The 25,460-nt window shown below is 68.0% G+C and carries 22 protein-coding genes and 1 pseudogene; 18 read left to right on the forward strand and 5 right to left on the reverse strand.

All coding sequences use genetic code 11. The annotated features are described in order from the left end of the window. Positions 1-43: 43 nt before the first annotated feature. Complete coding sequence (locus EV671_RS02865) at positions 44-955, reverse strand: SPFH domain-containing protein (RefSeq protein WP_132569772.1); 912 nt, start codon at positions 953-955, stop codon at positions 44-46. 43 nt (positions 956-998) lie between these two features. Then, positions 999-1,427 (reverse strand): NfeD family protein, encoded by a 429-nt coding sequence (locus EV671_RS02870; protein ID WP_132569773.1) that lies wholly within the window; start codon positions 1,425-1,427, stop codon positions 999-1,001. A 130-nt stretch (positions 1,428-1,557) separates the two neighbouring features. Here EV671_RS02870 and EV671_RS02875 point away from each other — a divergent pair, with 130 nt between their 5' ends. After that, on the forward strand, positions 1,558-3,825 hold the full coding sequence (locus EV671_RS02875; RefSeq protein WP_132569774.1) for an arginine/lysine/ornithine decarboxylase: 2,268 nt from the start codon (positions 1,558-1,560) through the stop codon (positions 3,823-3,825). Between the two features lie 46 nt (positions 3,826-3,871). On the opposite strand, the gene fabI is transcribed toward EV671_RS02875, so the two are convergent. Next, positions 3,872-4,654: an enoyl-ACP reductase FabI gene (fabI, locus tag EV671_RS02880; protein ID WP_132569775.1), complete on the reverse strand. Its 783-nt coding sequence runs from the start codon at positions 4,652-4,654 to the stop codon at positions 3,872-3,874. Between the two features lie 251 nt (positions 4,655-4,905). On the opposite strand from fabI, the pseudogene rimP reads away from it, so the two are divergent. From rimP to EV671_RS02965, 17 genes and pseudogenes are all read left to right on the forward strand, one after another. Then, positions 4,906-5,409, forward strand: a pseudogene (gene rimP / locus EV671_RS02885) (ribosome maturation factor RimP); the annotation flags it as partial. 116 nt (positions 5,410-5,525) lie between these two features. Next, positions 5,526-7,004, forward strand: a complete 1,479-nt coding sequence (nusA, locus tag EV671_RS02890) for a transcription termination factor NusA (RefSeq protein WP_132569776.1) — start codon at positions 5,526-5,528, stop codon at positions 7,002-7,004. 50 nt (positions 7,005-7,054) lie between these two features. Next, positions 7,055-10,090, forward strand: coding sequence for a translation initiation factor IF-2 (infB, locus tag EV671_RS02895; protein ID WP_132569777.1), 3,036 nt, complete (start codon positions 7,055-7,057; stop codon positions 10,088-10,090). A 102-nt stretch (positions 10,091-10,192) separates the two neighbouring features. Next, positions 10,193-10,576, forward strand: a complete 384-nt coding sequence (gene rbfA / locus EV671_RS02900; protein WP_132569778.1) for a 30S ribosome-binding factor RbfA — start codon at positions 10,193-10,195, stop codon at positions 10,574-10,576. Beyond that, positions 10,569-11,555: a tRNA pseudouridine(55) synthase TruB gene (gene truB, locus EV671_RS02905; RefSeq protein WP_132569779.1), complete on the forward strand. Its 987-nt coding sequence runs from the start codon at positions 10,569-10,571 to the stop codon at positions 11,553-11,555. The genes rbfA and truB overlap by 8 nt, the downstream gene beginning before the upstream one ends. A gap of 24 nt (positions 11,556-11,579) precedes the next feature. Further along, positions 11,580-13,403 carry a translational GTPase TypA gene (gene typA, locus EV671_RS02910; RefSeq protein ID WP_132569780.1) on the forward strand — a complete coding sequence of 608 codons (1,824 nt, stop codon included), beginning with the start codon at positions 11,580-11,582 and terminating at the stop codon, positions 13,401-13,403. Positions 13,404-13,534: 131 nt separating this feature from the next. Then, positions 13,535-14,401, forward strand: a complete 867-nt coding sequence (locus tag EV671_RS02915; protein WP_132569781.1) for a DMT family transporter — start codon at positions 13,535-13,537, stop codon at positions 14,399-14,401. Continuing rightward, complete coding sequence (locus EV671_RS02920; protein WP_132569782.1) at positions 14,398-15,513, forward strand: enoyl-CoA hydratase/isomerase family protein; 1,116 nt, start codon at positions 14,398-14,400, stop codon at positions 15,511-15,513. The genes EV671_RS02915 and EV671_RS02920 overlap by 4 nt, the downstream gene beginning before the upstream one ends. A gap of 198 nt (positions 15,514-15,711) precedes the next feature. Further along, positions 15,712-17,823: a heavy metal translocating P-type ATPase gene (locus EV671_RS02925; RefSeq protein WP_243655551.1), complete on the forward strand. Its 2,112-nt coding sequence runs from the start codon at positions 15,712-15,714 to the stop codon at positions 17,821-17,823. Next, positions 17,823-18,008 carry a cbb3-type cytochrome oxidase assembly protein CcoS gene (ccoS, locus tag EV671_RS02930; protein ID WP_132569784.1) on the forward strand — a complete coding sequence of 62 codons (186 nt, stop codon included), beginning with the start codon at positions 17,823-17,825 and terminating at the stop codon, positions 18,006-18,008. The genes EV671_RS02925 and ccoS overlap by 1 nt, the downstream gene beginning before the upstream one ends. A gap of 10 nt (positions 18,009-18,018) precedes the next feature. After that, positions 18,019-19,464 carry a cytochrome-c oxidase, cbb3-type subunit I gene (gene ccoN / locus EV671_RS02935; protein WP_132569785.1) on the forward strand — a complete coding sequence of 482 codons (1,446 nt, stop codon included), beginning with the start codon at positions 18,019-18,021 and terminating at the stop codon, positions 19,462-19,464. A gap of 11 nt (positions 19,465-19,475) precedes the next feature. Then, complete coding sequence (gene ccoO, locus EV671_RS02940; RefSeq protein ID WP_132569786.1) at positions 19,476-20,123, forward strand: cytochrome-c oxidase, cbb3-type subunit II; 648 nt, start codon at positions 19,476-19,478, stop codon at positions 20,121-20,123. Beyond that, entirely contained in the window at positions 20,110-20,241 is a 132-nt protein-coding gene (locus EV671_RS02945; protein WP_132569787.1) for a cbb3-type cytochrome oxidase subunit 3, read from the forward strand. The genes ccoO and EV671_RS02945 overlap by 14 nt, the downstream gene beginning before the upstream one ends. After that, a complete protein-coding gene (gene ccoP / locus EV671_RS02950; RefSeq protein ID WP_132569788.1) occupies positions 20,238-21,152 on the forward strand; it encodes a cytochrome-c oxidase, cbb3-type subunit III in 915 nt (304 codons plus the stop codon). The genes EV671_RS02945 and ccoP overlap by 4 nt, the downstream gene beginning before the upstream one ends. A 7-nt stretch (positions 21,153-21,159) precedes the next feature. Continuing rightward, positions 21,160-22,602 carry a cytochrome c oxidase accessory protein CcoG gene (gene ccoG / locus EV671_RS02955; protein ID WP_132569789.1) on the forward strand — a complete coding sequence of 481 codons (1,443 nt, stop codon included), beginning with the start codon at positions 21,160-21,162 and terminating at the stop codon, positions 22,600-22,602. Positions 22,603-22,621: 19 nt separating this feature from the next. After that, entirely contained in the window at positions 22,622-22,897 is a 276-nt protein-coding gene (locus EV671_RS02960; protein ID WP_132569790.1) for a hypothetical protein, read from the forward strand. Then, entirely contained in the window at positions 22,894-23,187 is a 294-nt protein-coding gene (locus EV671_RS02965) for a hypothetical protein (RefSeq protein WP_132569791.1), read from the forward strand. The genes EV671_RS02960 and EV671_RS02965 overlap by 4 nt, the downstream gene beginning before the upstream one ends. Here EV671_RS02965 and EV671_RS02970 read toward each other — a convergent pair. Both EV671_RS02970 and fnr read right to left on the reverse strand, forming a co-directional pair. Next, positions 23,150-24,487: an NAD(P)/FAD-dependent oxidoreductase gene (locus EV671_RS02970; protein ID WP_132569792.1), complete on the reverse strand. Its 1,338-nt coding sequence runs from the start codon at positions 24,485-24,487 to the stop codon at positions 23,150-23,152. The two genes, EV671_RS02965 and EV671_RS02970, sit on opposite strands and share 38 nt — an antisense overlap. Before the next feature lie 71 nt (positions 24,488-24,558). Beyond that, positions 24,559-25,293 carry a fumarate/nitrate reduction transcriptional regulator Fnr gene (gene fnr / locus EV671_RS02975; protein WP_132569793.1) on the reverse strand — a complete coding sequence of 245 codons (735 nt, stop codon included), beginning with the start codon at positions 25,291-25,293 and terminating at the stop codon, positions 24,559-24,561. Positions 25,294-25,460: the final 167 nt, after the last annotated feature.

Genomic DNA, 25,460 nt, shown 5'->3' on the forward strand with positions numbered 1-25,460 from the left:
CCGCCCCTTTGCCGGGGTCCTCGCGGGTTTTTTGCTTGTGAGCTCAGGTCTTGCTGCCGCCCTTGAGCAGTCCCATGGCGGTGCCGATCAGGCCGGCGACCTCGGTCATATTGCCCGGCACGATCATCGTGTTGTTCTTCTGGGCCAGGTGGGCGTAGGCCTCGACGGCCTTCTCGGCGACCTTGAGTTGCACGGCCTGGTCGCCGCCCGGTTGCTGGATGGCCGCGGCGATCTTGCGGATCGCGTCCGAGGTGGCCTCGGCCACCGCCGTGATGGCGGCGGCTTCACCCTGGGCCTTGTTGATCTCGGCCTGCTTCTGGCCCTCTGACTTCGCGATCGCCGCCTCGCGTTCGCCGGTGGCGATATTGATCTGTTCCTGGCGCCGCCCCTCGGACGCCGCGATCAGCGCGCGCTTCTCGCGTTCGGCGGTGATCTGGGCCTGCATCGAATGCAGGATGGCGGGCGGCGGCGTCAGGTCCTTGATCTCGTAGCGCAACACCTTGACGCCCCAGTTCAGCGCGGCCTCGTCCAGGGCTTCGACGACGGAGGTGTTGATGACGGCGCGCTCCTCGAAGGTGCGGTCCAGTTCCATGCGGCCGATGACGGAGCGCAGCGTGGTCTGCGCAAGCTGGGTGATGGCGACCACATAGTTGCTCGCGCCGTAGCTGGCGCGCATCGGGTCGGTGACCTGGAAGTAGAGGATGCCGTCGACGGTCAGCTGGGTGTTGTCCTTGGTGATGCAGATCTGGCTGGGCACATCCAGCGGAATCTCCTTCAGCGAATGCCGGTAGGCCAGCCGGTCGACGAAGGGCACCAGGAAATTCAGGCCCGGCGTCAACGTGGCGTGGTAGCGCCCCAGGCGCTCGACGACCCAGGCGTGCTGCTGGGGCACGACCTTGATCGAGCGGACCACGAAGATGGCGGCGATGGCGAGGATGACGAGTGCGATTTCCATGGGGCCTCTCGGGCGGGCGGTGGTCGGGTGAAGGGCAGGGGGCTCAGCGGTCCAGCAGCAGGCAGCTGCCTTCGACGGCGCGGATGACGTGGCGGCCGCTGCGGGCAGGTGGGGCGCCGATGAAGCGGGCCTGCCACGCCGCGCCGCGGTATTGGACCTGGGTCAGACCGTCGGAAGACCAGGCGTCGACCTGCACGCTCTGGCCGATGTCGAGGTTCATGTCGGCGTTGCTGGATGCCGGTGCCGCCTTCGGGCCGCGGCTGCGGCGCCGGTTCAGCACGATGACTGCGGCGCCGCCGACAAGAGCTGCGGCGACGACCTGCGCGGTGACGCCCAGGCCCAGATGCGCTGCCAGCGCGCCGGCGCAGGCGCCCACGGCCAGCATCAGCAGATAGAAGGTGCCGCTGGCCAATTCGGCGGCGACCATCAGGCCGGCTGAAATCCACCAGACGGTGGCCGTACTCCAATCCATCTTGCCTCCCGAGCTCTGCGACGGCGAGCCAGTGTAGATCGCGCTTTTACCGCGTGCGACGCGAGCCGGACATGCTGCGGCCCTACACTTCGCCGCTTCGTTTTTTGATGCCCGCCCGCTGGAGGCCGCGATGATCCGTTTTCACTTTCCCATCGTCATCATCGACGAGGACTACCGCTCCGAGAACACTTCGGGCCTGGGCATCCGCGCGCTGGCCGAAGCCATCCAGAAGGAGGGCATGGAAGTGCTGGGCGTGACGAGCTATGGCGATCTGTCGCAGTTCGCCCAGCAGCAGAGCCGCGCCTCGGCCTTCATCCTGTCCATCGACGACGAGGAGTTCACGCCCGGCCCCGACCTCGACCCGGCCGTGCTGAACCTGCGCAAGTTCATCGGCGAGATCCGTTTCCGCAACCCGGACATCCCGATCTATGTCTACGGCGAGACGCGCACCAGCCAGCACCTGCCCAACGACGTGCTGCGCGAACTGCATGGCTTCATCCACATGTTCGAGGACACGCCGGAGTTCGTGGCCCGCCACATCATCCGCGAGGCCAAGAGCTACCTCGACGGTCTGGCGCCGCCCTTCTTCAAGGCGCTGATGGACTACGCGGCCGACGGCTCCTATTCCTGGCATTGCCCGGGGCATTCAGGCGGCGTGGCCTTCCTGAAGAGCCCGGTGGGCCAGATGTTCCATCAGTTCTTCGGCGAGAACATGCTGCGCGCCGACGTCTGCAACGCGGTGGAGGAGCTCGGTCAGTTGCTGGACCACACCGGCCCGGTCGCCGCGTCCGAGAAGAATGCCGCGCGCATCTTCAACGCGGACCACTGCTTCTTCGTCACCAACGGCACGTCCACGTCCAACAAGATGGTCTGGCACCACACGGTGGCGCCGGGCGACGTGGTCGTCATCGACCGCAACTGCCACAAGAGCAATCTGCACGCCATCATCATGTGCGGTGCGATCCCGGTGTTCCTGACGCCCACGCGCAACCACTACGGCATCATCGGCCCGATTCCCGAGAGCGAGTTCAGCCCGGAGACCATCCGCGCCAAGATCGCGGCCAACCCGCTGCTGGCGCACGTCGACCCGGCCATGGTCAAGCCCTCCATCGTCACGCTCACGCAGAGCACTTACGACGGCGTGCTCTACAACACCGAGACCATCAAGAAGAAGCTCGACGGCTACATCCCGACGCTGCACTTCGACGAGGCCTGGCTGCCGCACGCGGCCTTCCACGATTTCTACGGCCAGTTCCATGCGATGGGCAAGAACCGCCCGCGCCCCAAGGAGGCCGTCGTCTACGCGACCCAGTCCACGCACAAGCTGCTGGCCGGCATCTCGCAGGCCTCGCAGGTGCTGGTGCAGGACTCGCAGACGGTGAAGCTGGACAAGCACCTCTTCAACGAGGCCTATCTGATGCACACCAGCACCAGCCCGCAGTACTCGATCATCGCGAGCTGCGACGTGGCAGCCGCGATGATGGAGCCGCCTGGCGGCACGGCGCTGGTGGAGGAGAGCATCAAGGAGTCGCTGGACTTCCGCCGTGCAATGCGCAAGGTCGAGAGCGACTACGGCGAGGACTGGTGGTTCAAGGTCTGGGGGCCTGACTACCTGCGTTCCGAGGAGGGCAGCGAGCCCGTTTCGGCCGACTGGATGCTGCATGCCGACGAGGACTGGCATGGCTTCGGCGGTCTGGCCGAAGGCTTCAATATGCTGGACCCGATCAAGTCCACCATCATCACGCCCGGGCTGGACATGGAGGGTCGCTTCGCTGCGACCGGCATCCCGGCCTCGGTCGTCACCAAGTTCCTCGTCGAGCACGGCGTCGTCGTCGAGAAGACGGGCCTGTACTCCTTCTTCATCATGTTCACCATCGGCATCACCAAGGGCCGCTGGAACACGCTGCTGACCGCGCTGCAGCAGTTCAAGGACGACTACGACAAGAACGCGCCGCTGTGGCGTATCCTGCCGGAGTTCTGCGCTGCCCACCCGAAGTACGAGCGCATGGGCCTGCGCGACCTCTGCCAGAGCATCCACCAAGCCTATGCCGAGGGCGACATCGCGCGGCTGACGACGGACATGTATCTGTCCAATCTGCAGCCGGCCATGACGCCGACCGATGCCTATGCCCATATCGCTCAACGCAAGACCGAACGGGTCGGCATCGACGAGCTCGAAGGGCGTATCACGACCTCGCTGCTGACGCCTTACCCGCCCGGCATCCCGCTGCTGATCCCGGGTGAGCGCTTCAACAGGAAGATCGTCGACTACCTGAAGTTCACGCGCAGCTTCAACGCCAGGTTCCCGGGCTTTGCGACCGACGTTCACGGCCTCGTGCATGAAGTAGACGAGGAGACCGGCCGCGGCCACTACTACGTGGACTGCGTGAGGCAGTAAAGAAAGAGGGCCCCGCAGGGCCCTCTGTCATTTCAGTGGCGGCGGCTTATTCGCCGTTGGCCAGTGCGACGTGGCTGAAGCCGCCGTCGACATACATGATCTCGGCGCTGACGCCGCCGGCCAGGTCGGACAGCAGGAAGGCGGCGGCATTGCCGACGTCGTCGATGGTCACGTTGCGGCGGATGGGCGCTGCTGCGGCGAACTGGGTCAGCAGCTTGCCGAAGTCCTTGATGCCCGATGCGGCCAGCGTCTTGATCGGGCCGGCCGAGATGCCGTTGACGCGCACGCCCTTGGCGCCCAGGTCGTAGGCGAGGTAGCGCACGCTGGCTTCCAGCGCGGCCTTGGCCAGGCCCATGGTGTTGTAGTTGGGCACATAGCGCTCAGCGCCCAGGTAGCTCAACGTCAGCAGCGAGGCACCCTGGCGCAGGCGCGGCACCGCCAGCTTGGCCATGGCCGGGAAGCTGTAGGCGGAAATGTCGTGGGCGATGCGGAAGTTCTCGCGCGTCATGCCGTCGAGGAAATTGCCGGCGATCGCGTCGCGCGGGGCAAAGCCGATGGAATGAACGAAGCCATCGAATTCCGGCCAGACCTCGCCCAGCTGGTCGAACAGGGCCTGCATCTGCTCGTCGCTGGTCACGTCGCAGTCGTAGACCAGCTTGGAATCGAATTCGGCCGCGAATTCGCTGATGCGCTCCTTGAAGCGCTCGCCCTGGTAGCTGAAGGCCAGCTCGGCACCTTCGCGGTGGCAGGCGCGGGCAATGCCGTAGGCGATGGAGCGGTTGGACAGCACGCCCGTGATCAGCAGCCGCTTGCCGGCGAGAAAGCCCATTCTTGTCTCCTGTGAGGTCTCAAACAGCCCGCGATTCTGGCATGCGCCGAGGGTGGCGGCTTGCCGGCACGGGACTTGCACAGTACAATCCGAGCTTCACCAGAAATGAGAAGTGCCTTTCCAAGGCATTCTCAACGAGCCCCGGACGATATCCCCCGGCGCAGGATTCTGGTGAACGAGTGGGCGGATTCATCCTGCCCATTTTTTTTGCTTTTTCGATTTTTCTCCCGGATCAGGAAACCACGCACCGCATGAGTTGGCAAACCGCTGTAGAGACCACCGTGGCCGGCCTCGGCTACGAACTCGTGGACTGCGAACGCAGTGCCGGTGGATTGCTGCGCGTGACGATCGACAGGCTGCCCGCCCGGGCAGGCGCCGGCGAGCTGATTACCGTGGACGATTGCGAGAAGGTGACGCGCCAGCTGCAGTATGTGCTGGAGGTCGAGGCTTTCGACTACGCCCGGCTCGAGGTCTCCTCGCCGGGGCTGGACCGGCCGCTGCGCAGTGCCGCGCATTACGCGCGCTTCGCCGGCCAGGAAATCGACATCACGTTGAAGCTGCCCTTCCAGGGGCGCAAGAAATACCGTGGTGTCGTCAGCGCCCAGCCGGATGCGGCGAGTGACCAGGCTTGGCGCCTGGTCTTCGACGACGGCACGGCCGAGCAGGCGCTGGATTTCACGCTGGACGAGGTGCGTGAGGCGCGCCTCGTGCCGGCGTTCAGCTTCAAGGGGCGCGGCGGCGAGCCGGCGCCCGACCGCAAGCCCGGCCAGCGGGGCGTCATCAAGCCGAAAAAGGCAGCGACTAAGAAACAAGCGGGCGAGCCCACGACGGCGGCGCCCGGCCAAGACAAGGTTGACGGAGGTCTCAAGCAATGAACCGCGAAATGTTGATGCTGGTGGACGCGATCTCGCGCGAGAAGAGCGTGGAGCGCGATGTCGTGTTCGGTGCGGTGGAAGCCGCGCTGGCCTCGGCCACCAAGAAGATTTACGGCGGTGAGGCCGACATCCGCGTCAGCGTGGACCGCGACTCCGGCGAGTACGAGACCTTCCGCCGCTGGCATGTCGTTCCCAACGAGGCCGGCCTGCAGAACGCCGACGCCGAGATCCTGCTGTTCGAGGCCCAGGAGCAGATCGCCGACATCGAGGTGGACGACCACATCGAGGAGCCCGTCGAGTCCGTGCCCATCGGCCGCATCGGTGCCCAGGCCGCCAAGCAGGTCATCCTGCAGAAGATTCGCGACGCCGAGCGCGAGCAACTTCTGAACGACTTCATGTCGCGCGGCGAGAGGATCTTCGTCGGCACCGTGAAGCGCCTGGACAAGGGCGACATCATCGTCGAGAGCGGCCGCGTGGAAGGCCGCCTGAAGCGCAGCGAGATGATCTCCAAGGAGAACCTGCGCACCGGCGACCGCGTGCGTGCCGTCATCCTCGGCGTGGACCCGACGCAGCGCGGCCCGCAGATCATGCTGTCGCGTTCCTCGCCCGAGTTCATGAAGGAACTTTTCGCGCAGGAAGTGCCCGAGATCGAGCAGGGCCTGTTGGAGATCAAGAGCTGCGCCCGCGACAGCGGTTCGCGCGCCAAGATCGCCGTCATCAGCCATGACCGCCGCGTCGACCCCATCGGCACCTGCGTCGGCGTGCGCGGCTCGCGCGTCAACGGCGTGACCACCGAACTGGCCGGCGAGCGCGTCGACATCGTGCTGTGGAGCGAGGACCCGGCCCAGTTCGTCATCGGCGCGCTGGCCCCGGCCAATGTGCAGTCCATCGTCGTCGATGAAGAGCGCCACGCGATGGACGTCGTCGTCGACGAGGAAAACCTCGCCATCGCGATCGGCCGCGGCGGCCAGAACGTGCGCCTGGCGTCCGAGCTGACCGGCTGGCGCATCAACATCATGTCGGCCGAGGAATCGGCCGCCAAGCACGAGCAGGAAAGCGAATCGGTGCGCAAGCTCTTCGTCGACAAGCTCGACGTGGACGCCGAGGTCGCCGACATCCTGATCGCCGAGGGCTTCACCAGCCTGGAAGAAGTCGCCTACGTCCCGATGCAGGAAATGCTCGAGATCGAGGCCTTCGACGAGGACACCGTCAACGAGCTGCGCACCCGTGCCAAGGATGCGCTGCTGACGATGGAAATCGCCAAGGAAGAGAAGGTCGAGGAGGTCTCGCAGGATCTGCGCGACCTGGAAGGCGTCACGCCCGAACTGCTGGCCAAACTGGCCGAGGGCGGCATCAACACCCGCGATGACCTGGCCGACCTGGCCGTGGACGAACTGGTCGAACTGTCCGGCCTGGACGAAGCGGCTGCACGCACGCTGATCATGAAGGCCCGTGAACATTGGTTCAACGACTGATCGATCAACGCACGCCGCACCGCACCGAAAGCAATCTGAAGGACTCCCACATGGCCGTGACTACCGTCGCCCAATTTGCCGCCGAGCTGAGCAAGCCGGCGGGCACGCTGCTGGAGCAGCTGCATGCCGCGGGCGTCAAGAAGTCTTCCGTCGACGACGCCCTGAGCGAAGCCGACAAGGAACGCCTGCTCGACCACCTGCGCTCCGCCCACGGCACTGCCGGCACCGAGCGCAAGAAGATCACCCTCGTCAAGAAGTCGACCACCGAGATCAAGCAGGCCGACGCCTCCGGCAAGGCCCGCACGATCCAGGTCGAAGTGCGCAAGAAGCGCACCTTCGTCAAGCGTGACGATGCCGGTGACGAGGCCGCAGCCGGCGGCGACGATGCCGACCTGGCGCGTCGCGAGGAAGAGGCGCAGGCGCAGGCCGCTGCGCTGCGCGCCCAGGAAGAGGAGCTCGCCGCCAAGGTGAAGGCCCGCGAGGAGGCCGAGCGCGCCGCGCGTGAAGCTGCCGCCGCCGCCAAGGCCGCTGCCGAAGCCGCTGCCGCCGAAGCCGCTGCCAAGGCGGCTGCCGAAGCCGCCGCCGCTGCGGCCGCCGCCGAAGCCGCAAAGGCTGAGACCAAGGCCGAAACCAAGACCGACGAGCAGCAGGCCGAGGCGCGCGCGCGCAGCGCCGCCGCCGCCGCCGCCGAGGCCGCCGCCATCAACAAGGCCGCGGCCGCCAAGCGCTCCGCGAAGTCCGCGCCGGCCCCCGAGGTGGTGGCTCCGCCGCCGCCCGCGCCGGCACCCGCCGCCGAAGTCGTCGCCCCGCCGCCGCCCGCGCCCGAAGTGGCCAAGCCGGCGCTGCGCGTCGTCAAGGCCGTGGATGCCGCGGCCGAAGAGAAGCAGAAGCAGGACGACCTGGCCCGCCGCCGCAAGGCCGCCGAGGAAGAGGCCGCCAAGATCCGCGCGATGATGAACGCACCCAAGAAGGTGCTGGTTGCGAAGAAGCCCGAAGAGCCCAAGCCTGCCGAAGGCGCTGGTATCAAGGGCACCATCCACAAGAAGGCCGGCGCCCCGGGTGCCGCGCCCGCTGCTCCGGGCGCCGGTGCAGGCACCGGCAAGCCGGGCGACAAGAAGTCGGTCAAGTCCGAGAAGCTGTCGTCCAGCTGGGCCGACGACGCCGCCAAGAAGCGCGGCCTCAAGACCATCGGCGCCGGCCCGGCCGGCGCCAATCGCCCGGGTGGCGGCGGCAACTGGCGCGCCCCGGCGCGCGGTGCCGGCGGCCGCCGCGGCGAGCGCGGCGGCAATGGCCAGTCCAACTTCCAGGCGCCCATCGAGCAGCAGGTGCAAGAGGTGCACATCCCCGAGACCATCTCGGTGGCCGACCTCGCACACAAGATGTCCGTCAAGGCGGCCGAGGTCATCAAGCAGTTGATGAAGCTGGGCCAGATGGTCACCATCAACCAGCAGCTGGACCAGGAAACGGCCATGATCGTGGTCGAGGAAATGGGCCACAAGGCCTTCGCGGCCAAGCTGGATGACCCGGATGCCTTCCTCGAAGAAGAGGGCAGCAGTGCCGAGCAGCAGCACGAGGCCCTGCCGCGCGCGCCGGTCGTCACCGTCATGGGTCACGTCGACCACGGCAAGACCTCGCTGCTGGACTACATCCGCCGTTCCCGCGTCGCGGCTGGCGAAGCCGGCGGCATCACGCAGCATATCGGCGCGTATCACGTCGAGACGCCGCGCGGCATGATCACCTTCCTGGACACCCCGGGTCACGCGGCCTTCACGGCCATGCGGGCTCGCGGTGCCAAGGCGACCGACATCGTCGTCCTCGTCTGCGCGGCCGATGACGGCGTCATGCCCCAGACCAAGGAAGCCATCCACCACGCCAAGGCCGCCGGCGTGCCCATCGTGGTCGCGATGACCAAGGTCGACAAGCCCGACGCCAATATCGAGCGCGTGAAGAGCGAACTCGTCGGCGAAGAGGTCGTGCCCGAGGACTTCGGTGGCGATTCGCCCTTCATCGGCGTGTCGTCCAAGACCGGCCAGGGCATCGACGAACTGCTGGAGCAGGTGCTGCTGCAAGCCGAGGTGCTGGAGCTGAAGGCGCCGGTCGAGTCCCTGGCCAAGGGCCTGGTCATCGAAGCCAAGCTGGACAAGGGCCGCGGCCCGGTCGCCACGGTGCTGGTGCAGAGCGGCACGCTCAAGCGCGGCGACGTCGTGCTGGCCGGCTCCACCTATGGCCGTGTGCGCGCCATGCTGGACGAGGACGGCAAGCCGACCACCGAGGCCGGCCCCTCCATCCCCGTCGAGATCCAGGGCCTGACCGAAGTGCCGCAGGCCGGCGACGAGTTCATGGTGCTGTCCGACGAGCGTCGTGCCCGCGAAATCGCCACCTTCCGTTCGGGCAAGTACCGCGACGTCAAGCTGGCCAAGCAGCAGGCCGCCAAGCTGGAGAACATGTTCAGCGAGATGGGCGCCGGCGACGTGCAGACGCTGCCGCTGATCATCAAGTCCGACGTGCAGGGTTCGCAGGAAGCGCTGGCCGCTTCGCTGCTCAAGCTCAGCAACGCCGAGGTCAAGGTACAGATCGTCCACGCGGCGGTCGGTGGCATCAGCGAGAGCGACATCAACCTCGCCATCGCGTCCAAGGCCGTCATCATCGGCTTCAACGTGCGGGCCGATGCCGGCGCGCGCAAGCTGGCCGAGGGCAACTCGGTGGACCTGCGCTACTACAGCATCATCTACGACGCCGTGGACGATGTGACCAAGGCCATGTCCGGCATGCTGGCGCCCGAGCAGCGCGAGGAAGCGCTGGGCACGGCCGAGATCCGCGTCGTGTTCGTCGCCTCCAAGATCGGCACGGTGGCCGGCTCCATGGTCACCAGCGGTCTGGTGCGTCGTGGCGCGCGCTTCCGCCTGCTGCGCGACAACACCGTCGTCTACACCGGCGAGGTCGAGTCGGTGCGCCGCGAGAAGGACGACGTGCGCGAGGTCAAGGAAGGCTTCGAGTGCGGTATCAAGCTCAAGAACTACAGCGACATCAAGGAAGGTGATCAGCTCGAATTCTTCGAAATCAAGGAAGTGGCCCGCACGCTCTGACCTTCAGCTCTGAGGGTGAACCCCGCCCCTCGGGGCGGGGTTTGTTCTTTGTTGGCTGTTCGCGCGTGAACCGAGCAAACAGCCTGAGCAGGAAACCATGCCATGAAACACAAACGCGCCATCCCCAACCGCAGCTTTCGCGTCGCCGACCAGATCCAGCGTGATCTGGCCGAGCTGATCCGCGAGCTCAAGGACCCGCGCATCGGCATGGCGACCATCAGCGCCGTCGAGGTCACGCCCGACTACGCCCACGCCAAGGTCTTCTTCTCCGTGCTGATCGGCGATGCCGCCGAGACGCAGGAGGCGCTGAACGAGGCGGCCGGCTATCTGCGCAACGGCCTGTTCAAGCGCCTGCAGATCCACACGGTGCCGACCCTGCATTTCCAGTTCGATCGCACGACCGAGCGGGCGGCCGAAATGAGCGCGCTGATCAGCAAGGCCAACGCGACTCGCGCGCTGGACGATGGCGAGGAGCCGAATGACTGACGCCGTGGCCACTGCCGCCAAGCCTGCCCGGGTGCAGGACGGCGACCGCCCGCTTCGCGTGCGGGTGCAGCGACGCCCTCTGCACGGCGTGTTGCTGCTCGACAAGCCGCTGGGCCTGTCGAGCAACGATGCGCTGCAGAAGGCCAAGTGGCTGCTGCGCGCCGAGAAGGCCGGTCACACCGGCACGCTGGACCCGCTGGCCACCGGCCTGCTGCCGTTGTGCTTCGGCGCGGCCACCAAGTTCAGCCAGATCAGCCTGGACGCCGACAAGCGCTACCTGGCCACGCTGGCCCTGGGCATACGCACGACGACGGGCGATGCCGAAGGCGAGGTGCTGGAGCGCGTCGATGCCGACCACATCACGGCCGAGCAGGTCGCAGCGGCCTGTGCCGCCTTCACTGGCGAGATCGACCAGATGCCACCGATGTATTCGGCCCTGAAGCACGAGGGCAAGGCGCTGTACGAGTACGCGCGGGCTGGCGTCGAGATCGAGCGCAAGAGCCGCCGCGTGACGATTCATGCCATCGACATCGTTGCGATGCACCCTGGCACCGTGACACTCGACGTCCGCTGCACCAAAGGCACCTACATCCGCACGCTGGCCGAAGACATCGGCGCAAAGCTGGGCGTCGGTGCGTCGCTGGCCGCGCTGCGCCGCACCGGCTCCGGCGGCCTGACGCTGGACGGCGCGGTCACGCTCAGCGCCATTGAAGCGATGCCCGACGAGCAACGCGCCGCGCTGCTGACCTCGCCCGACCGCCTGCTCGCCGACGCGCCCGAACTGCGCCTGAACACCCAGGACGCGGCCCGCTTCCTGTCCGGCCTGCGCCGCCGTGTCGACGCGGCCGACACGCCGCGCGTGCGCGTCTACGGCCCCGAAGCGCGTGCCTTCCTCGGCAGCGCCCACATCACCTCTGGCGAACTGATCGCCGATCGCCTGTTGACCCCGCCGGAGGTCCAGGCTCTGCTTTCCGCCTGATCCGGTTCTTTTCCAAGCATCACCATGACCACCCCGATCCGCAACATCGCCATCATTGCCCACGTCGACCATGGCAAAACCACCATGGTGGACCAGCTCCTGCGCCAGAGCGGCACCTTCGCCGACCATGAAAAGGTCGTCGACACCGTGATGGACAGCAACGCCATCGAGCGCGAGCGGGGCATCACCATCCTGGCCAAGAACTGCGCCGTGTCCTGGGGCGGCACGCACATCAACATCGTCGACACGCCCGGACACGCGGACTTCGGCGGCGAGGTCGAGCGTGCGCTGTCCATGGTCGACGGCGTGGTGCTGCTGATCGACGCCCAGGAAGGCCCGATGCCGCAGACCCGCTTCGTCACGAAGAAGGCGCTGGCCCTGGGCCTCAAGCCCATCGTCGTCGTCAACAAGGTCGACAAGCCCGGCGCCAAGTGCGACGCCGTCATCAACGCCGCCTTCGACCTGTTCGACAAGCTCGGCGCCAACGACGAGCAGCTGGACTTCCCCGTCGTCTACGCCTCCGGCATCAACGGCTGGACCTCGCTGACCGAAGGCGCCCCCGGCGAGCAGTGGGGCCCCGACATGTCGGCCCTGTTCGAGACCATCCTCAAGCACGTGCCGCCCCAGTCGGGCGACGCCAGCGCGCCGCTGCAGCTGCAGATCTCCGCGCTGGACTTCTCCACCTTCGTCGGCCGCATCGGCGTGGGCCGCATCAGCCAGGGCACCATCAAGCCCGGCATGCAGGTCAGCGTCATGGAAGGCCCGGACGGCAAGTCCGTCAACGGCCGCATCAACCAGGTGCTGACCTTCCACGGCCTGGACCGCGTGCAGGTCACCGAGGCCGGCCCTGGCGAGATCGTGCTGATCAACGGCATCGAGGAGATCGGCATCGGCGTGACCGTGACCGACCCGGCCAACCCCGCTCCGCTGCCCATGCTGAAGGTGGACGAGCCGACGTTGACGATGAACTTCTGCGTCAACACCAGCCCGCTGGCCGGCCGCGAAGGCAAGTACGTCACCAGCCGTCAGATCTGGGACCGCCTGCAGAAGGAACTGCAGCACAACGTGGCCCTGCGCGTCTCGGAGACCGACGAGGACGGCATCTTCGAGGTCTGCGGCCGCGGTGAACTGCACCTGACCATCCTGCTGGAGAACATGCGCCGCGAGGGCTACGAGCTGGCCGTCTCCAAGCCGCGCGTGATGTTCAAGGACATCGACGGCGTGAAGAGCGAGCCGATGGAACTGGTCACTGCCGACGTCGAGGAAACCCATCAGGGCGGCGTCATGCAGGCGCTGGGCCTGCGCAAGGGCGAGATGATCAACATGGAGCCGGACGGCCATGGCCGCGTGCGCCTGGAGTACCGCATCCCGGCGCGCGGCCTGATCGGCTTCGCCAACGAATTCATGAACCTGACCCGCGGCTCGGGCCTGATCTCGTCGATCTTCGACGGCTACGAGGCCCACAAGGGCGAGATCGGCGGCCGCAAGAACGGCGTGCTGATCTCCATGGACGACGGCGAGATCTTCACCTATGCGCTGGGCAAGCTGGACGACCGCGGCCGCATGTTCGTCAAGCCCAACGACCCGGTCTACGAGGGCATGATCGTCGGCATCCACAGCCGCGACAACGACCTCGTCGTCAACGCGACGCGCACCAAGCAGCTGACCAACTTCCGCGTGTCCGGCAAGGAAGACGCGATCAAGATCACGCCGCCCATCGACCTGACGCTGGAGTACGGCGTGGACTTCATCGATGACGACGAGCTGGTGGAAATCACGCCCAAGTCGGTGCGGCTGCGCAAGCGCCACCTGTCGGAAAATGACCGTAAGCGAGCTGCCCGCGCTTAAGCGCGGACCGCCCGCTCCCGGCCGTTTTCCGCGCGTGCCGCGGTTGACCGTTGGGCTCCCCCCAGCCCCCCTCCAAGAGGGTGGCCCTAGCTAGAGCATTGCCCGCGCCCCGTTTCACGGGGCGCTCTTTCATGACGCACCGATCCGCGGTCTCGCTGATGCTGCTGGTCACGCTGATGTGGAGTTCGGCGGGCGTCGTCACGCGGCATCTGGATGCGGCGCGGGGCTTCGAGATCACGTTCTGGCGCAGCAGCTTCAACGCGCTGGCCCTGCTGCTCATCCTGGGCGCGATGCGGGGCAGGGCGCTGCTGGCGGCGATGCGCGGTACGGCGGTCTGGGCCTCGGGCCTCTGCTGGGCCGTCATGTTCACGGCCTTCATGGTCGCGCTGTCGCTGACGACGGTGGCCAATGTGCTGGTCACGATGTCGCTGTCGCCGCTTTTCACGGCGCTCCTCGCACGAATCTTCCTGCATCAACCGATTCCGACCCGGACCTGGTGGGCCATCGCCGTCGCCGGAGCTGGCATAGCGTGGATGTTCGGCGGCCAGCTCGGCGGGCCGCTGCTCGGCGTCCTTGTCGCGCTGGGCGTACCGATTGCGGCGGCGACGAACTGGTGCCTGCTGCAAAAGGTCGGCCAGCGCGGCGACATGCTGCCCGCCGTGCTGATCGGCGCGCTGATCTCCATGGCCGCCACGCTGCCGCTGGCCTGGCCACTGCAGGCCGGCGCGCATGACCTGGGTCTGCTGGCTTTCCTCGGGGTCTTTCAACTGGCCTTACCCTGCCTGCTGGCGGTGCGCCTGGCGCGCGAGCTGCCCGGCCACGAACTGGCGCTGCTGGGGCAGGCCGAGACCTTGCTCGGCGTGCTGTGGGCCTGGGCCTTTGCGGGCGAACACCCGGGCAGCTCGGCGCTGATCGGCGGTAGCCTCGTGCTCGCCGCGCTGGCCGCCAACGAGGCCCTGGCGCCCCCTTCCGTCAAAACCGCTCTGAAGAACGCATGAACGATTTGATCCCGCCCTTGCTTGCAGACGGCCAGATCCTGGCCGAGGTCAACGGCTGCCTGGGCCTCATCACGCTGAACCGCCCGCAGGCGCTGAACGCGCTGTCGCTGGGCATGATCCGCGACATCACGACGCTGCTGAACCACTGGGCCGGCCGACCCGAGATTCAGGCCGTGGCGGTGCTCGGTGCCGGCCGCGAGGGCAAGCCGCCAGCCTTCTGCGCGGGCGGGGACATCCGCTTCTTCCACCAGGCCGCCCATGCGGGCGATGCGACGCTGGAGGATTTCTTCACCGAGGAATACCGCCTCAACCACCTGATCCACAACTACCCCAAGCCCTATGTCGCGCTGATGGACGGCATCGTCATGGGCGGCGGCATGGGCATCAGCCAGGGGGGCAAGCTGCGCGTGCTGTCGGAGCGGTCCAAACTTGCCATGCCCGAGACCGGCATCGGCCTTTTCCCGGACGTGGGCGGCGGCTGGTTCCTCGCGCAATGCCCCGGCCATGTCGGTGAATGGCTGGCGCTGACCGGCCATGCCATCTCTGCGGGCGATGCCATCGAATGGGGCCTGGGCGACGTCTTCGTGCGCGCCGAGCAGTGGGCCGCCCTCGTCGAGGACCTGCGCCATGGCGAGCAGCCCAGCGCCGAGCATGTCGTCGCCACCGTGATGGAGCGGGCCGACCTCGCCCCCGTGTCGGCGCCCAAGGCGACGATGGACCGCATCGACCAGCACTTCAGCCAGCCCGGCCTGGCGGCCATCCTCGCGTCGCTGGCCACGGCCGACGACGAATGGGCCCGCGAAACCCACGCGACGCTGCTGAAGCGCTCGCCGACGATGATGGCCGTCACGCTCGAGCTGGTGCGCCGCGGCCGCCGGCTCAAGCTGGCCGACGACCTGCGCCTGGAGCGCGACCTGGTCCACCACGCCTTCCATCTGCGCGGTGCGGCGCGCAGCGAGACCGTCGAGGGCGTGCGGGCGCTGGCCGTGGACAAGGACCACGCGCCACGCTGGCAGCCGGCCAGCGTCGCCGAGGTCGATGCGGCCGAGGTGGCGGCCTTTTTCGTCAGTCCCTGGCCGGCCGCCGAGCATCCGCTGCGTGACCTGAGCTGAACCGGTGGAGCAGGTCGCCCCCCTGAGGCCCTGAGCAGGGCGCGGGATTTGCGAAAACTTTGATCGGAGTCATGCGCAGGCCTCGGGGCTGCGGCGAAGATAGCCGGCGTGAGCGTTCCTCCCCCTGGCTTGCCCGCGGCTGATTCAGACGCGCGCCTTCTCGCCCCATTCACGACTTGGCCGGACGGTCCGGGCGGGGTGGCGCTGTCCCAATTCCAGGTGGCCGGCATGCATTGCGCGGCCTGCTCGGGGATCATCGAAGCAGCGCTGCTGAAGCTGCCGGGCGTGGAGGGCGCCAGCGTCAACCCGGCCTCGGCGCGCCTGTCGCTGCGCTGGCAGCCGTCGCACATTGCGTTGGCCGATGTGCTCGCTGCGCTGCAGGTCGCCGGCTATGGAGCAACGCCCGATGTGGCGGCGCCGGCGCGCGAACTGCGCCGCCAGGAAAGGCGCCAGGCGCTGTGGCGACTCTTCGTCGCCGGCTTCCTGATGATGCAGGTCATGATGATGGCCACGCCCGCGTACGTGGCCGGCCCGGGCGAGTTGACGCCCGACCTCGACCGCCTGCTGCGCTGGGCCGGCTGGGTGTTGACCCTGCCGGTCATGGTGTTCTCGGCCGCGCCCTTCTTCTTGGGGGCCTGGCGGCAATTGCGTGCTGGCCGGCTGGGCATGGACGTGCCCGTGGCGCTGGGCCTGGCGGTCACCTTCGTGGCCAGCAGCGGCGCGTTGTTCGATCCGGGCGGCGTCTTCGGCCACGAGGTCTATTTCGATTCGCTGACCATGTTCGTCGCGCTGCTGCTGCTGGCGCGCTGGTTCGAGCTCGGGGCGCGCCACCGCGCCGCCGAGGCGCTGGAGGCCGTGGCCGGCGCGCTGCCGACGGTGGCCGAGCGCCTGCTGGACGATGGCAGCAGCGAGCGCGTGCCGCCCGAGTCGCTGCGCGTGGGCGACCGCATCCGCGTCGCCGCCGGCGAGGCCTTCGCGGCGGACGGCCATGTGCTGGCCGGCCAGGGCTGGGTCAACGAAGCGCTGCTGACAGGCGAGTCCGCACCGGTCGCCAAGGCGCTGGGCGATGCGGTCGTGGCCGGCAGTGTCAACGTCGATGGCCCCTTGATCATCGCCGTGCAGCGGGTGGGGGCTGACACCACGGCCCAGGGCATCGTGCGGCTGATGCAGCAGGCCCAGAGCCAGCGCCCCCCGGCCAGCGGCATCGTGGACCGCGTGGCCGCGGGCTTCACGGCCGGCGTGCTGCTGCTGGCGCTGGTGGCCGGCATCGCCTGGTGGTGGATCGAGCCTTCGCGGGCCGTGGCCGTCGCGGTGGCCGTGCTCATCGTGACCTGCCCCTGTGCGCTGACGCTGGCCGCGCCGGCAGCCTGGCTGACGGCCAGCGGCGCGCTGGCCCGGCGCGGCCTGCTGCTGACCGATCTGTCCGCGCTGGAGCGACTGTGCGGTGTCGACACGGTGGTGTTCGACAAGACCGGCACCCTGAGCGAGGACAGGCTGCAACTGCGGCGCCACTGGGCCGAGGGCGCGGACGCCGATGCGCTGCTGGCCGTCGCGCGCAGCCTGGCCGCGCTGTCGCGCCATCCGCATGCGCGCGCGCTGGCCGATGGCTGCGAAGCGGGGGCCTGGGGCGATGTGCGCGAACTCGCCGGCAGGGGCATCGAGGCCTGCGACGCCACCGGCCGCTTGTGGCGGCTGGGCGCACCGGCCTGGGTCGGCGCGCGGCCCGACCCGGCCGCACGGCTGGCCTTCGGATGCGGCGACTGCGTGCTGTGGCTGGACCTGGCCGAGGCGCCACGCGCCGATGCGGCGGAGGCCATCGCGGCGCTGCGCGCCTCGGGGCGGCGCGTGCGCCTGCTGTCGGGCGACCAGCCGGCCGCCGTCGCCCGCATGGCGGCCCGCCTCGACATCGTGCATTGGCGCGGCGGCGCGACCCCCGATGCCAAGCTCGCCGCGCTGCGTGAATGGCAGGCCGACGGCGAGCATGTGCTGATGGTGGGTGACGGCATCAACGACGCGCCGGTGCTGGCCGCCGCGGACGTGCGCATCGCGATGGGGCAGGGCGCCATGCTGGCGCGCAACGCGGCAGACGGGCTGCTGGTGTCGAACCGCCTGTCGGTCCTGCCGCAGGCCCTCGTGCTGGCGAAGAAGACCCGCCGCGTGCTGCGCCAGAACCTGGCCTGGGCGGCCCTCTACAACCTGGCCTGCGTGCCGCTGGCATTGGCCGGCTGGCTGCCGCCGCTGGCTGCAGGCATCGGCATGGCGAGCAGCTCGCTCTTCGTTGTCCTCAACGCCCAACGTTTGAACCGCTGATGGACATCCTCTACCTGCTAATCCCGTTCTCGGTCGTGCTGGTGCTGCTTATCGTGGCGGTATTCGGCTGGGCTGTGAACTCGGGGCAACTCGATGGCTTCGAGCATGAGGCCGAACGTATCCTGCTTGACGAGGATCAAGGCGCCCCGGCCGGTCCCCGCAAAGAATCGTTTTCATCAGACTGAAGGAGCCGCGATGGCGAACGAAAAAGCCCAGGTAGCACCTGGTGCGGTATACGAGGACGGGCCGGTACGCGCATTTGCGCTGGCCGCCGTGCTATGGGGTGTGGTGGGCATGGCGGTGGGCGTCTTCATTGCCGCCCAGCTCGCCTGGCCCGAGATCGGTGCCGGCATTCCCTGGTTGAGCTACGGCCGCCTGCGGCCGCTGCACACCAATGCCGTCATCTTCGCTTTCGGCGGTTGCACGCTGATGGCGACCAGCTACCACGTCGTGCAGCGCACCGGCCAGACGCGTTTGTTCGCACCTGGCTTGGCCTGGTTTCACTTCTGGTGCTGGCAGCTCGTCATCGTCGGGGCGGCCATCTCGCTGCCCCTGGGCTTCACGCGCGGCAAGGAATACGCCGAGCTGGAGTGGCCCATCGGCGTGCTGATCACGATCGCCTGGGTGGCCTATGCCATCGTCTTCTTCGGTACCGTGGGGCGGCGCAAGATCCGCCACATCTACGTCGCCAACTGGTTCTTCGGCGGCTTCATCCTGGCCGTGGCCCTGCTGCACATCGTGAATGGCGCGGTGATGCCGGTCAGCTTCTGGAAGAGCTACTCCGCCTATGCCGGCGTGCAGGACGCCATGGTGCAGTGGTGGTACGGGCATAACGCGGTGGGCTTCTTCCTGACCGCGGGCTTCCTCGGGATGATGTACTACTACATCCCCAAGCAGGCCGAGCGTCCGGTCTACAGCTACCGCCTGTCCATCGTCCACTTCTGGGCGCTGATCTTCACCTACATGTGGGCGGGCCCGCACCACCTGCACTACACGGCGCTGCCGGACTGGGCGCAGAGCGTGGGCATGATCTTCAGCCTGGTGCTGCTGGCGCCGAGCTGGGGCGGCATGATCAACGGCATCATGACCCTGTCGGGCGCATGGCACAAACTGCGTGACGACCCCATCCTGAAGTTCCTCATCGTGTCGCTGTCCTTCTACGGCATGTCGACCTTCGAGGGCCCGATGATGTCGATCAAGACGGTCAACGCGCTGTCCCATTACACGGACTGGACCATCGGCCACGTGCACAGCGGTGCGCTGGGCTGGGTGGGCCTGATCTCGATGGGTTCTCTCTACCACCTGATCCCGCGCATGTTCGGCCGCACGGAGATGTACTCCAGGCGCGCCATCGAACTGCACTTCTGGATCGCGACCCTGGGCATCGTGCTCTACATCGCCGCGATGTGGATCGCCGGCGTCATGCAGGGCCTGATGTGGCGTGCGGTCAACCCTGACGGCACCCTGGTCTACACCTTCGTGGAGAGCGTCAAGGCGACCTGGCCGTTCTACGTGGCGCGACTGCTCGGCGGTCTGCTCTACCTCACCGGCATGCTGGTCATGGCCTGGAACGTCGTGCGTACCGTGCAGGTGGGCAGGGCCCAGCCGGTGCGCATCCCCCAAGTCATGGCCCACGCCTGAAGGAGACGCTGATGTCTGCAAACACCGAACGCGTCACCGGCCACCAGCGCATCGAGACCAGCAATCTGCTGATGATCGTGCTGGTCCTGCTGACGGTCTTCGTCGGCGGCTTCGTCGAGATCGTGCCGCTGTTCTTCCAGCGCTCGACGACGCAGGCCGCCCCCGGCCTCAAGCCCTACACGCCGCTGCAGCTCGCCGGCCGCGACATCTATCTGCGCGAGGGCTGCTACAACTGCCACTCGCAGATGATCCGTCCGCTGCTGGCCGAGACGCTGCGCTACGGCGCCTATTCCACCGCGGGTGAGTTCGTCTACGACCACCCCTTCCAGTGGGGCAGCAAGCGCACCGGGCCCGACCTGGCCCGTGTGGGCGGCAAGTACAGCGACGACTGGCACCGCATCCACCTGAACAACCCGCGCGACCTGGTACCCGAGTCCAACATGCCGGCCTATTCCTGGCTGGCGGGCGCGAGCGTGGACGCCGCCGCGCTGCCGGCCAAGCTGACCGCGCTGCGCCGCCTGGGCGTGCCCTACAGCGACGCCGACATCGCCGGCTCGAGCCAGGCCGCGACCGGCAAGAGCGAGCTGGACGCGCTGATCGCCTATCTGCAGGTGCTCGGCACCACCCCCGTCAAGGAGGCCTCTCATGGGCATCAATGAACTCCGCGTGGCCGTGACCGTGGTGTCGCTGGCCGTCTTCCTGGGCATCGTCGTCTGGGCCTGGCGTGGCCGCTTCGACGACGCCGCCACCCTTCCGTTGCAAGGGGATGATCAATGAGTGACTTCATCAGCCCCGGCTGGTCGTTCTTCGTCGCCGCCGCCACGGTCGCAGGCCTTGCGGCCTGCATCCTGCTGCTGCTGGTGGCCAGCCGCCGCCAGCCCTCCGCCGCCGACAACACCACCGGCCACGTCTGGGACGAGAACCTGCGTGAGCTGAACAACCCGCTGCCGCTGTGGTGGATGGGCCTGTTCGTGCTGACGGTGGCCTTCGCCGGCATCTATCTCGCCCTGTACCCGGGCCTGGGCAGCGCCACCGGCAAGCTTGGCTGGAGCAGCGTGGGCGAGCATGCCGCCGACGTGGCCCAGACGCGTGCCTCCATGGCGCCCGTCTACGCCAGCTTCACCGGCATGAGCCCTGAGCAGCTCGCCAAGGACCCCAAGGCCCACGCGATCGGCGAGCGCCTGTTCGCCAACAACTGCGCCGGTTGTCATGGCGCCGATGCCAAGGGCTCCAAGGGCTTCCCCAACCTGACCGACAACGACTGGCTCTGGGGTGGCAGCTACGACACCATCGTCGAGACCATCACCAAGGGCCGCGAAGGCAATATGCCCGTGATGGCGCCGGCCGTCGGCAGCGCCGAGGACGTGCGCAACGTCGCGCACTATGTGATGTCGCTGTCGGGCAGCCCGCACAATGCGCTCTATGCCCAGCTCGGCAAGCCCAAGTTCGTCGTCTGCGCGGCCTGCCACGGCCCGGCCGGCAAGGGCAACCAGGCCCTCGGCGCGCCCAACCTCACCGACAAGATCTGGTTGCACGGCTGGGGCGAGGAAGCCATCATGGCCATGGTCAATAACGGCAAGCACAATGTGATGCCGGCCCATGGCGAGCGGCTTACGCCCGAGCAGATCCGCGTGCTGGCCGCCTACGTCTGGAGCCTGTCGCAATCGCAGGTCGCCGCTGCCCCCTGAAGTACCGATGTCCGTTCCCCCCGCCAAGCCCCAGGGCGATGCCACCGCCGTCATTCGCCTCTACCGTTCGGAGGACAAGATCCATCCACGCTCCGTGGATGGCCTCTTCGCCCGCTGGCGCTGGGCCTTCGTCGCGCTGACTCAAGGCCTCTTCTACGGCCTGCCCTGGCTGACCTGGGGGGACCGGCCCGCCGTGCTGTTCGACCTCGGCGCGCGGCGGTTCTATGTGTTCGGCCTGGTACTGTATCCGCAGGACTTCGTCTATCTGGCGGCCCTGCTGATGATCTCGGCCTTCGCCCTGTTCCTGTTCACGGCCGTGGCAGGGCGGGTCTGGTGCGGCTATGCCTGCCCTCAGACCGTCTACACCGAGATCTACATGCTCGTGGAGCGCTGGTTCGAAGGCGACCGCAACGCGCGGATGCGGCTGGAGAAGGCGCCCTGGTCCTGGAACAAGCTCTGGCGCAAGTCGGGCAAGCAGATCGCCTGGATCGTCATCGGCCTGTGGACGGGCTTCAGCTTCGTCGGCTACTTCACGCCCATCCACACGCTGGGCGCCGAGGTGCTGTCCCTGGGCCTTGGCCCCTGGGAAACCTTCTGGGTGCTGTTCTACGGCTTCGCGACCTATGGCAACGCCGGCTACATGCGCGAGCAGGTCTGCAAGTACATGTGCCCCTATGCGCGCTTCCAGAGCGCGATGTTCGACCGCGACACCCTCATCATCAGCTACGACGCCGAACGCGGCGAGCCGCGCGGCAAGAATGCGCTGCGCGGCAAGAAGGGCGAGGCCCGCAGCGAGGCCGTGGGCGACTGCATCGACTGCGGCCTGTGCGTGCAGGTCTGCCCGACCGGCATCGACATCCGTGACGGCCTGCAATACGAGTGCATCGGCTGCGCGGCCTGCATCGACGTCTGCGACGGCGTGATGGACAAGATGGCCACGCCGCGCGGCCTGATCCGCTACGACACCGAGAACGGCCTGGAGCAGCACCTGACGCGCGCCCAGCGCTGGCGCCGCGTGCTGCGGCCGCGCGTGATGGTCTACAGCGCCGTGCTGCTGCTGATCGGCTCGGCCGTGCTCTACAGCCTGCTGTCGCGGCACAGCTTCCGCGTCGATGTCGTGCGCGACCGCGCCTCCCTGGCGCGGCTGGTGGAGGACGGCTGGATCGAGAACGTCTACCGCCTGCAGATCATGAACGCCGCCGAGTCGCCGCAGCGCTACCGCGTCGCGGCCGACGGTCTGCCCGGCCTGCAGCTTGGCCAGGCGACGGTCGTCGAGGTCGGGCCTGCCGACGCGCGCTGGGTGGCCGTGTCGCTGCGCATGCCGCCGGAGGCCGCACAGGCCCTCAAGCCCGGAGCCCACCCGCTGCGCTGGCAGGTGAGCCGCGAGGGCCAGAACGGGGGCGACAGCGAGACCGTCTCCGAGAAATCCACCTTTGTCGTGCCGCGCTGACGCGGCAGGAGCTCCCCCGATGGACACCACCCTTACATCCCCTCCCGCATCGGCCTGGCGCGAGCCCATGGTGTGGCTCGTCGTGGCCGGCCCGGCCATCGTCGTCGTCGCGAGCTTCGTGTCGCTGGCCCTGGCCATCCGCCATCCAGATCCGCCGCTGGAACTGCACCAGGCCACGGCCCAGGCTGCCGATGACGTCGAGCCGGCCGACCTGCGTGCCCGCGAGGGCGACGTCGTGCCGGCCATGGTCGCGCGCAACCATGCCGCCACCGGCACCGCGGGCCAGAAACGATGAACGGCCAGCCCGGCCTCTCGCGTGTCAAGCGCTTCGCGCTGGCCGTGGCCTGGTCGTCCTTCCTTTGTGCCGGCGTGCTCGAGGTCCTGGTGTTTGCGGTCATCGACCCGGGCGACCTGCGCTGGTTCGGCGCGGCACCGGTGCAGCTGTCGGCCCAGGCCGTCTACACCGTCAGCTTCCTGATCTTCTGGGGCGTCATTGCGCTGGGTGCCAGCCTGGCGCTGCTGCTGGTCAGCCAGCCGGCCGACGGCGTCAGGCCGGTGCGTCGTTCGCCCGACTGGCCTCGTTGAGGCCGTGGCCCGCGACGACGCGTGCGCTGCGATCATGGGTCCAGTAGGCCCAGGCCCAGTCCATCAGCACGACGAAGCGGTTGCGGAAGCCGATCAGGAACCAGACGTGAGCGAACAGCCAGAACAGCCAGGCCGCATAGCCTGAGAAGCGCAGCGGGCCGAGCCGCGTGCCCAGATCGACGACGGCGCTGTGCCGGCCGATGGTGGCGAGGTTGCCGTAGTCGCGGTAGCGGAAGGCCTGCGTGGTCTCGCCGCGCAGCCGGCGCCCGATGTTGGCCGCCGCGCAGCGGCCCATCTGCTTGGCGGCGGGCGACACGCCGGGCACGGGCCTGGGTTCGCGTCCCGGGGCATGACTCTGCGCCGCGGCGAGATCGCCGATGACCTGGATGTCGGGGTGACTCTTCAGGCTCAGGTCGGCTTCGACGACGACGCGGCCCGCCCGGTCCAGCGTGCAGCCGGTGGCCTGGGCCAGCGCGCGGCCGAGCGGTGATGCCGCGACGCCCGCGGCCCAGACGACGCAACGGCTGGCCAGGCGCTCGGGGCCGGCGGCGGTGGCGATGTCCACCCCTTCGGCATCGATGCCGGTCACTCGTGCATTCAGGCGCACTTCGACGCCCAGCGCGGCGAGTTGCTCGCGGGCGCGCTCGCTCAGGCGTTCGGGCATGGCCTGCAGAACGCGCGAACCGCCTTCGACGAGCAGCACGTGGGCCTGGCGCGGGTCGATGCGACGGAATTCGCCGGGCAGGGTGTGGCGGGCAATCTCGGCCAGCGTGCCGGCCAGCTCGACCCCGGTCGGCCCGGCGCCGATGACGACGAACTGCATCAGCGCCGCGCGCCCGGCCGGGTCATCCTCGCGCTCGGCGGCCTCGAAGGCCAGCAGCACGCGGCGGCGGATCTCGAAGGCGTCGTCCAGCGTCTTCAGCCCCGGCGCGTGCGTGGCCCAGTCATCGCGGCCGAAATAGCTGTGTGTGGCGCCGGCAGCGACGATGAGATGGTCCCAGTGCAACAGGGCGCCGTCCTTCAGCCTGGCGGTGCGCGTGGCGGCATCGATCGAGACGACCTCGCCGAGCAGTGTCGTCACGCTGCGCCGGCCGCGGAACAGGTGGCGTATCGGCGCCGCGATGGACGGTGCCGAAAGGCCTGCCGTGGCCACCTGATAGAGCAGGGGCTGGAAGAGGTGATGGTTGGTCTTGTCGACGAGGGTGACGTCGACAGCGGCAGCGCAGCCTGAGCCCGTCAGGGCCCGCGCCGCCTCCAGACCGCCGAAACCGCAGCCGATGATGAGGACTTGGGGACGCATGGCCCCATGCTACGCCCGATGTTGCTGCGGTGCAGCAAAGGCGCGCCGCGAGAGGGACTGATCAGCGCGTGTCAGCAGGCCGCGTTGGACACCAGGCGCTGCAGGGCCTGCGGGTCGAGCACGGTGATCTGGCGCTGCTTCACATCCAGCACGCCATCGTCCTGGAACTTGGAGAAGGCGCGGCTCACCGTTTCAAGCTTGAGGCCGAGGTAGCTGCCGATTTCTTCGCGCGTCATGCGCAGCACCAGGCTGGACGCGGAGAAGCCACGCGCCTGCAGGCGCTGGGTCAGGTTCAGCAGGAAGGCCGCGAGCCGCTCTTCGGCGCGCATATTGCCCAGCAGCAGCATGACGCCGTGGTCGCGCACGATCTCGCGGCTCATGATCTTGTGGAACTGGTGCTGCAGCACGCTGAATTCGCGCGACAGGCCCTCGAGTTGCGAATAAGGGATGACGCAGACCGAGGAGTCCTCCAGCGCGACAGCGTCGCAGTGGTGGTGGTCGCTGCTGATGCCGTCCAGCCCCAGCAACTCGCCGGCCATCTGGAAGCCAGTGACTTGGTCGCGCCCGTCCTCGCTGCCGACGCAGGTCTTGAAGAAGCCGGTGCGCACCGCATACAGCGCCTCGAAGCGCTCGCCGTTGCGGAACAGGTGCTCGCCGCGCGGCACGGCGCGCCGCTTCGCGACGAGGCCGTCGAGCTGGTCCAGTTCGTTGGCATTCAAGCCGACGGGCAGGCAGAGTTCACGCAGATTGCAGCTCGCGCAGGCGACCTTGAGCGGCTCGATGGCGGCGGAGTTGGGCGTCGTCATGTCGTGCATTATCGGCATGCCGGCTGTTGGAGCGCGGGTCTTCGTCAGCATGGCGTATTTAAGTTGCGTCAACTGGCGGGCATTCTTGGCCGGGTGGCGCGCAGCGGGCTTGACGTGGATCAAGACCCAGCCGCTATGCCCTGGGGCAAAGTGTCCACATGGCTGCT

It is taken from the genome of Roseateles saccharophilus, assembly GCF_004342485.1.
Taxonomy (GTDB): domain Bacteria; phylum Pseudomonadota; class Gammaproteobacteria; order Burkholderiales; family Burkholderiaceae_C; genus Pelomonas; species Pelomonas saccharophila.

What these genes read in the sequence shown, in the direction of transcription:
- EV671_RS02865 (WP_132569772.1), bottom strand. Translation starts at nt 955, where the DNA reads ATGGAAATCGCACTCGTCATCCTCGCCATCGCCGCCATCTTCGTGGTC.
- EV671_RS02870 (WP_132569773.1), bottom strand. Translation starts at nt 1,427, where the DNA reads ATGGATTGGAGTACGGCCACCGTCTGGTGGATTTCAGCCGGCCTGATG.
- EV671_RS02875 (WP_132569774.1), top strand. Translation starts at nt 1,558, where the DNA reads ATGATCCGTTTTCACTTTCCCATCGTCATCATCGACGAGGACTACCGC.
- fabI (WP_132569775.1), bottom strand. Translation starts at nt 4,654, where the DNA reads ATGGGCTTTCTCGCCGGCAAGCGGCTGCTGATCACGGGCGTGCTGTCC.
- nusA (WP_132569776.1), top strand. Translation starts at nt 5,526, where the DNA reads ATGAACCGCGAAATGTTGATGCTGGTGGACGCGATCTCGCGCGAGAAG.
- infB (WP_132569777.1), top strand. Translation starts at nt 7,055, where the DNA reads ATGGCCGTGACTACCGTCGCCCAATTTGCCGCCGAGCTGAGCAAGCCG.
- rbfA (WP_132569778.1), top strand. Translation starts at nt 10,193, where the DNA reads ATGAAACACAAACGCGCCATCCCCAACCGCAGCTTTCGCGTCGCCGAC.
- truB (WP_132569779.1), top strand. Translation starts at nt 10,569, where the DNA reads ATGACTGACGCCGTGGCCACTGCCGCCAAGCCTGCCCGGGTGCAGGAC.
- typA (WP_132569780.1), top strand. Translation starts at nt 11,580, where the DNA reads ATGACCACCCCGATCCGCAACATCGCCATCATTGCCCACGTCGACCAT.
- EV671_RS02915 (WP_132569781.1), top strand. Translation starts at nt 13,535, where the DNA reads ATGACGCACCGATCCGCGGTCTCGCTGATGCTGCTGGTCACGCTGATG.
- EV671_RS02920 (WP_132569782.1), top strand. Translation starts at nt 14,398, where the DNA reads ATGAACGATTTGATCCCGCCCTTGCTTGCAGACGGCCAGATCCTGGCC.
- ccoS (WP_132569784.1), top strand. Translation starts at nt 17,823, where the DNA reads ATGGACATCCTCTACCTGCTAATCCCGTTCTCGGTCGTGCTGGTGCTG.
- ccoN (WP_132569785.1), top strand. Translation starts at nt 18,019, where the DNA reads ATGGCGAACGAAAAAGCCCAGGTAGCACCTGGTGCGGTATACGAGGAC.
- ccoO (WP_132569786.1), top strand. Translation starts at nt 19,476, where the DNA reads ATGTCTGCAAACACCGAACGCGTCACCGGCCACCAGCGCATCGAGACC.
- EV671_RS02945 (WP_132569787.1), top strand. Translation starts at nt 20,110, where the DNA reads ATGGGCATCAATGAACTCCGCGTGGCCGTGACCGTGGTGTCGCTGGCC.
- ccoP (WP_132569788.1), top strand. Translation starts at nt 20,238, where the DNA reads ATGAGTGACTTCATCAGCCCCGGCTGGTCGTTCTTCGTCGCCGCCGCC.
- ccoG (WP_132569789.1), top strand. Translation starts at nt 21,160, where the DNA reads ATGTCCGTTCCCCCCGCCAAGCCCCAGGGCGATGCCACCGCCGTCATT.
- EV671_RS02960 (WP_132569790.1), top strand. Translation starts at nt 22,622, where the DNA reads ATGGACACCACCCTTACATCCCCTCCCGCATCGGCCTGGCGCGAGCCC.
- EV671_RS02965 (WP_132569791.1), top strand. Translation starts at nt 22,894, where the DNA reads ATGAACGGCCAGCCCGGCCTCTCGCGTGTCAAGCGCTTCGCGCTGGCC.
- EV671_RS02970 (WP_132569792.1), bottom strand. Translation starts at nt 24,487, where the DNA reads ATGCGTCCCCAAGTCCTCATCATCGGCTGCGGTTTCGGCGGTCTGGAG.
- fnr (WP_132569793.1), bottom strand. Translation starts at nt 25,293, where the DNA reads ATGACGACGCCCAACTCCGCCGCCATCGAGCCGCTCAAGGTCGCCTGC.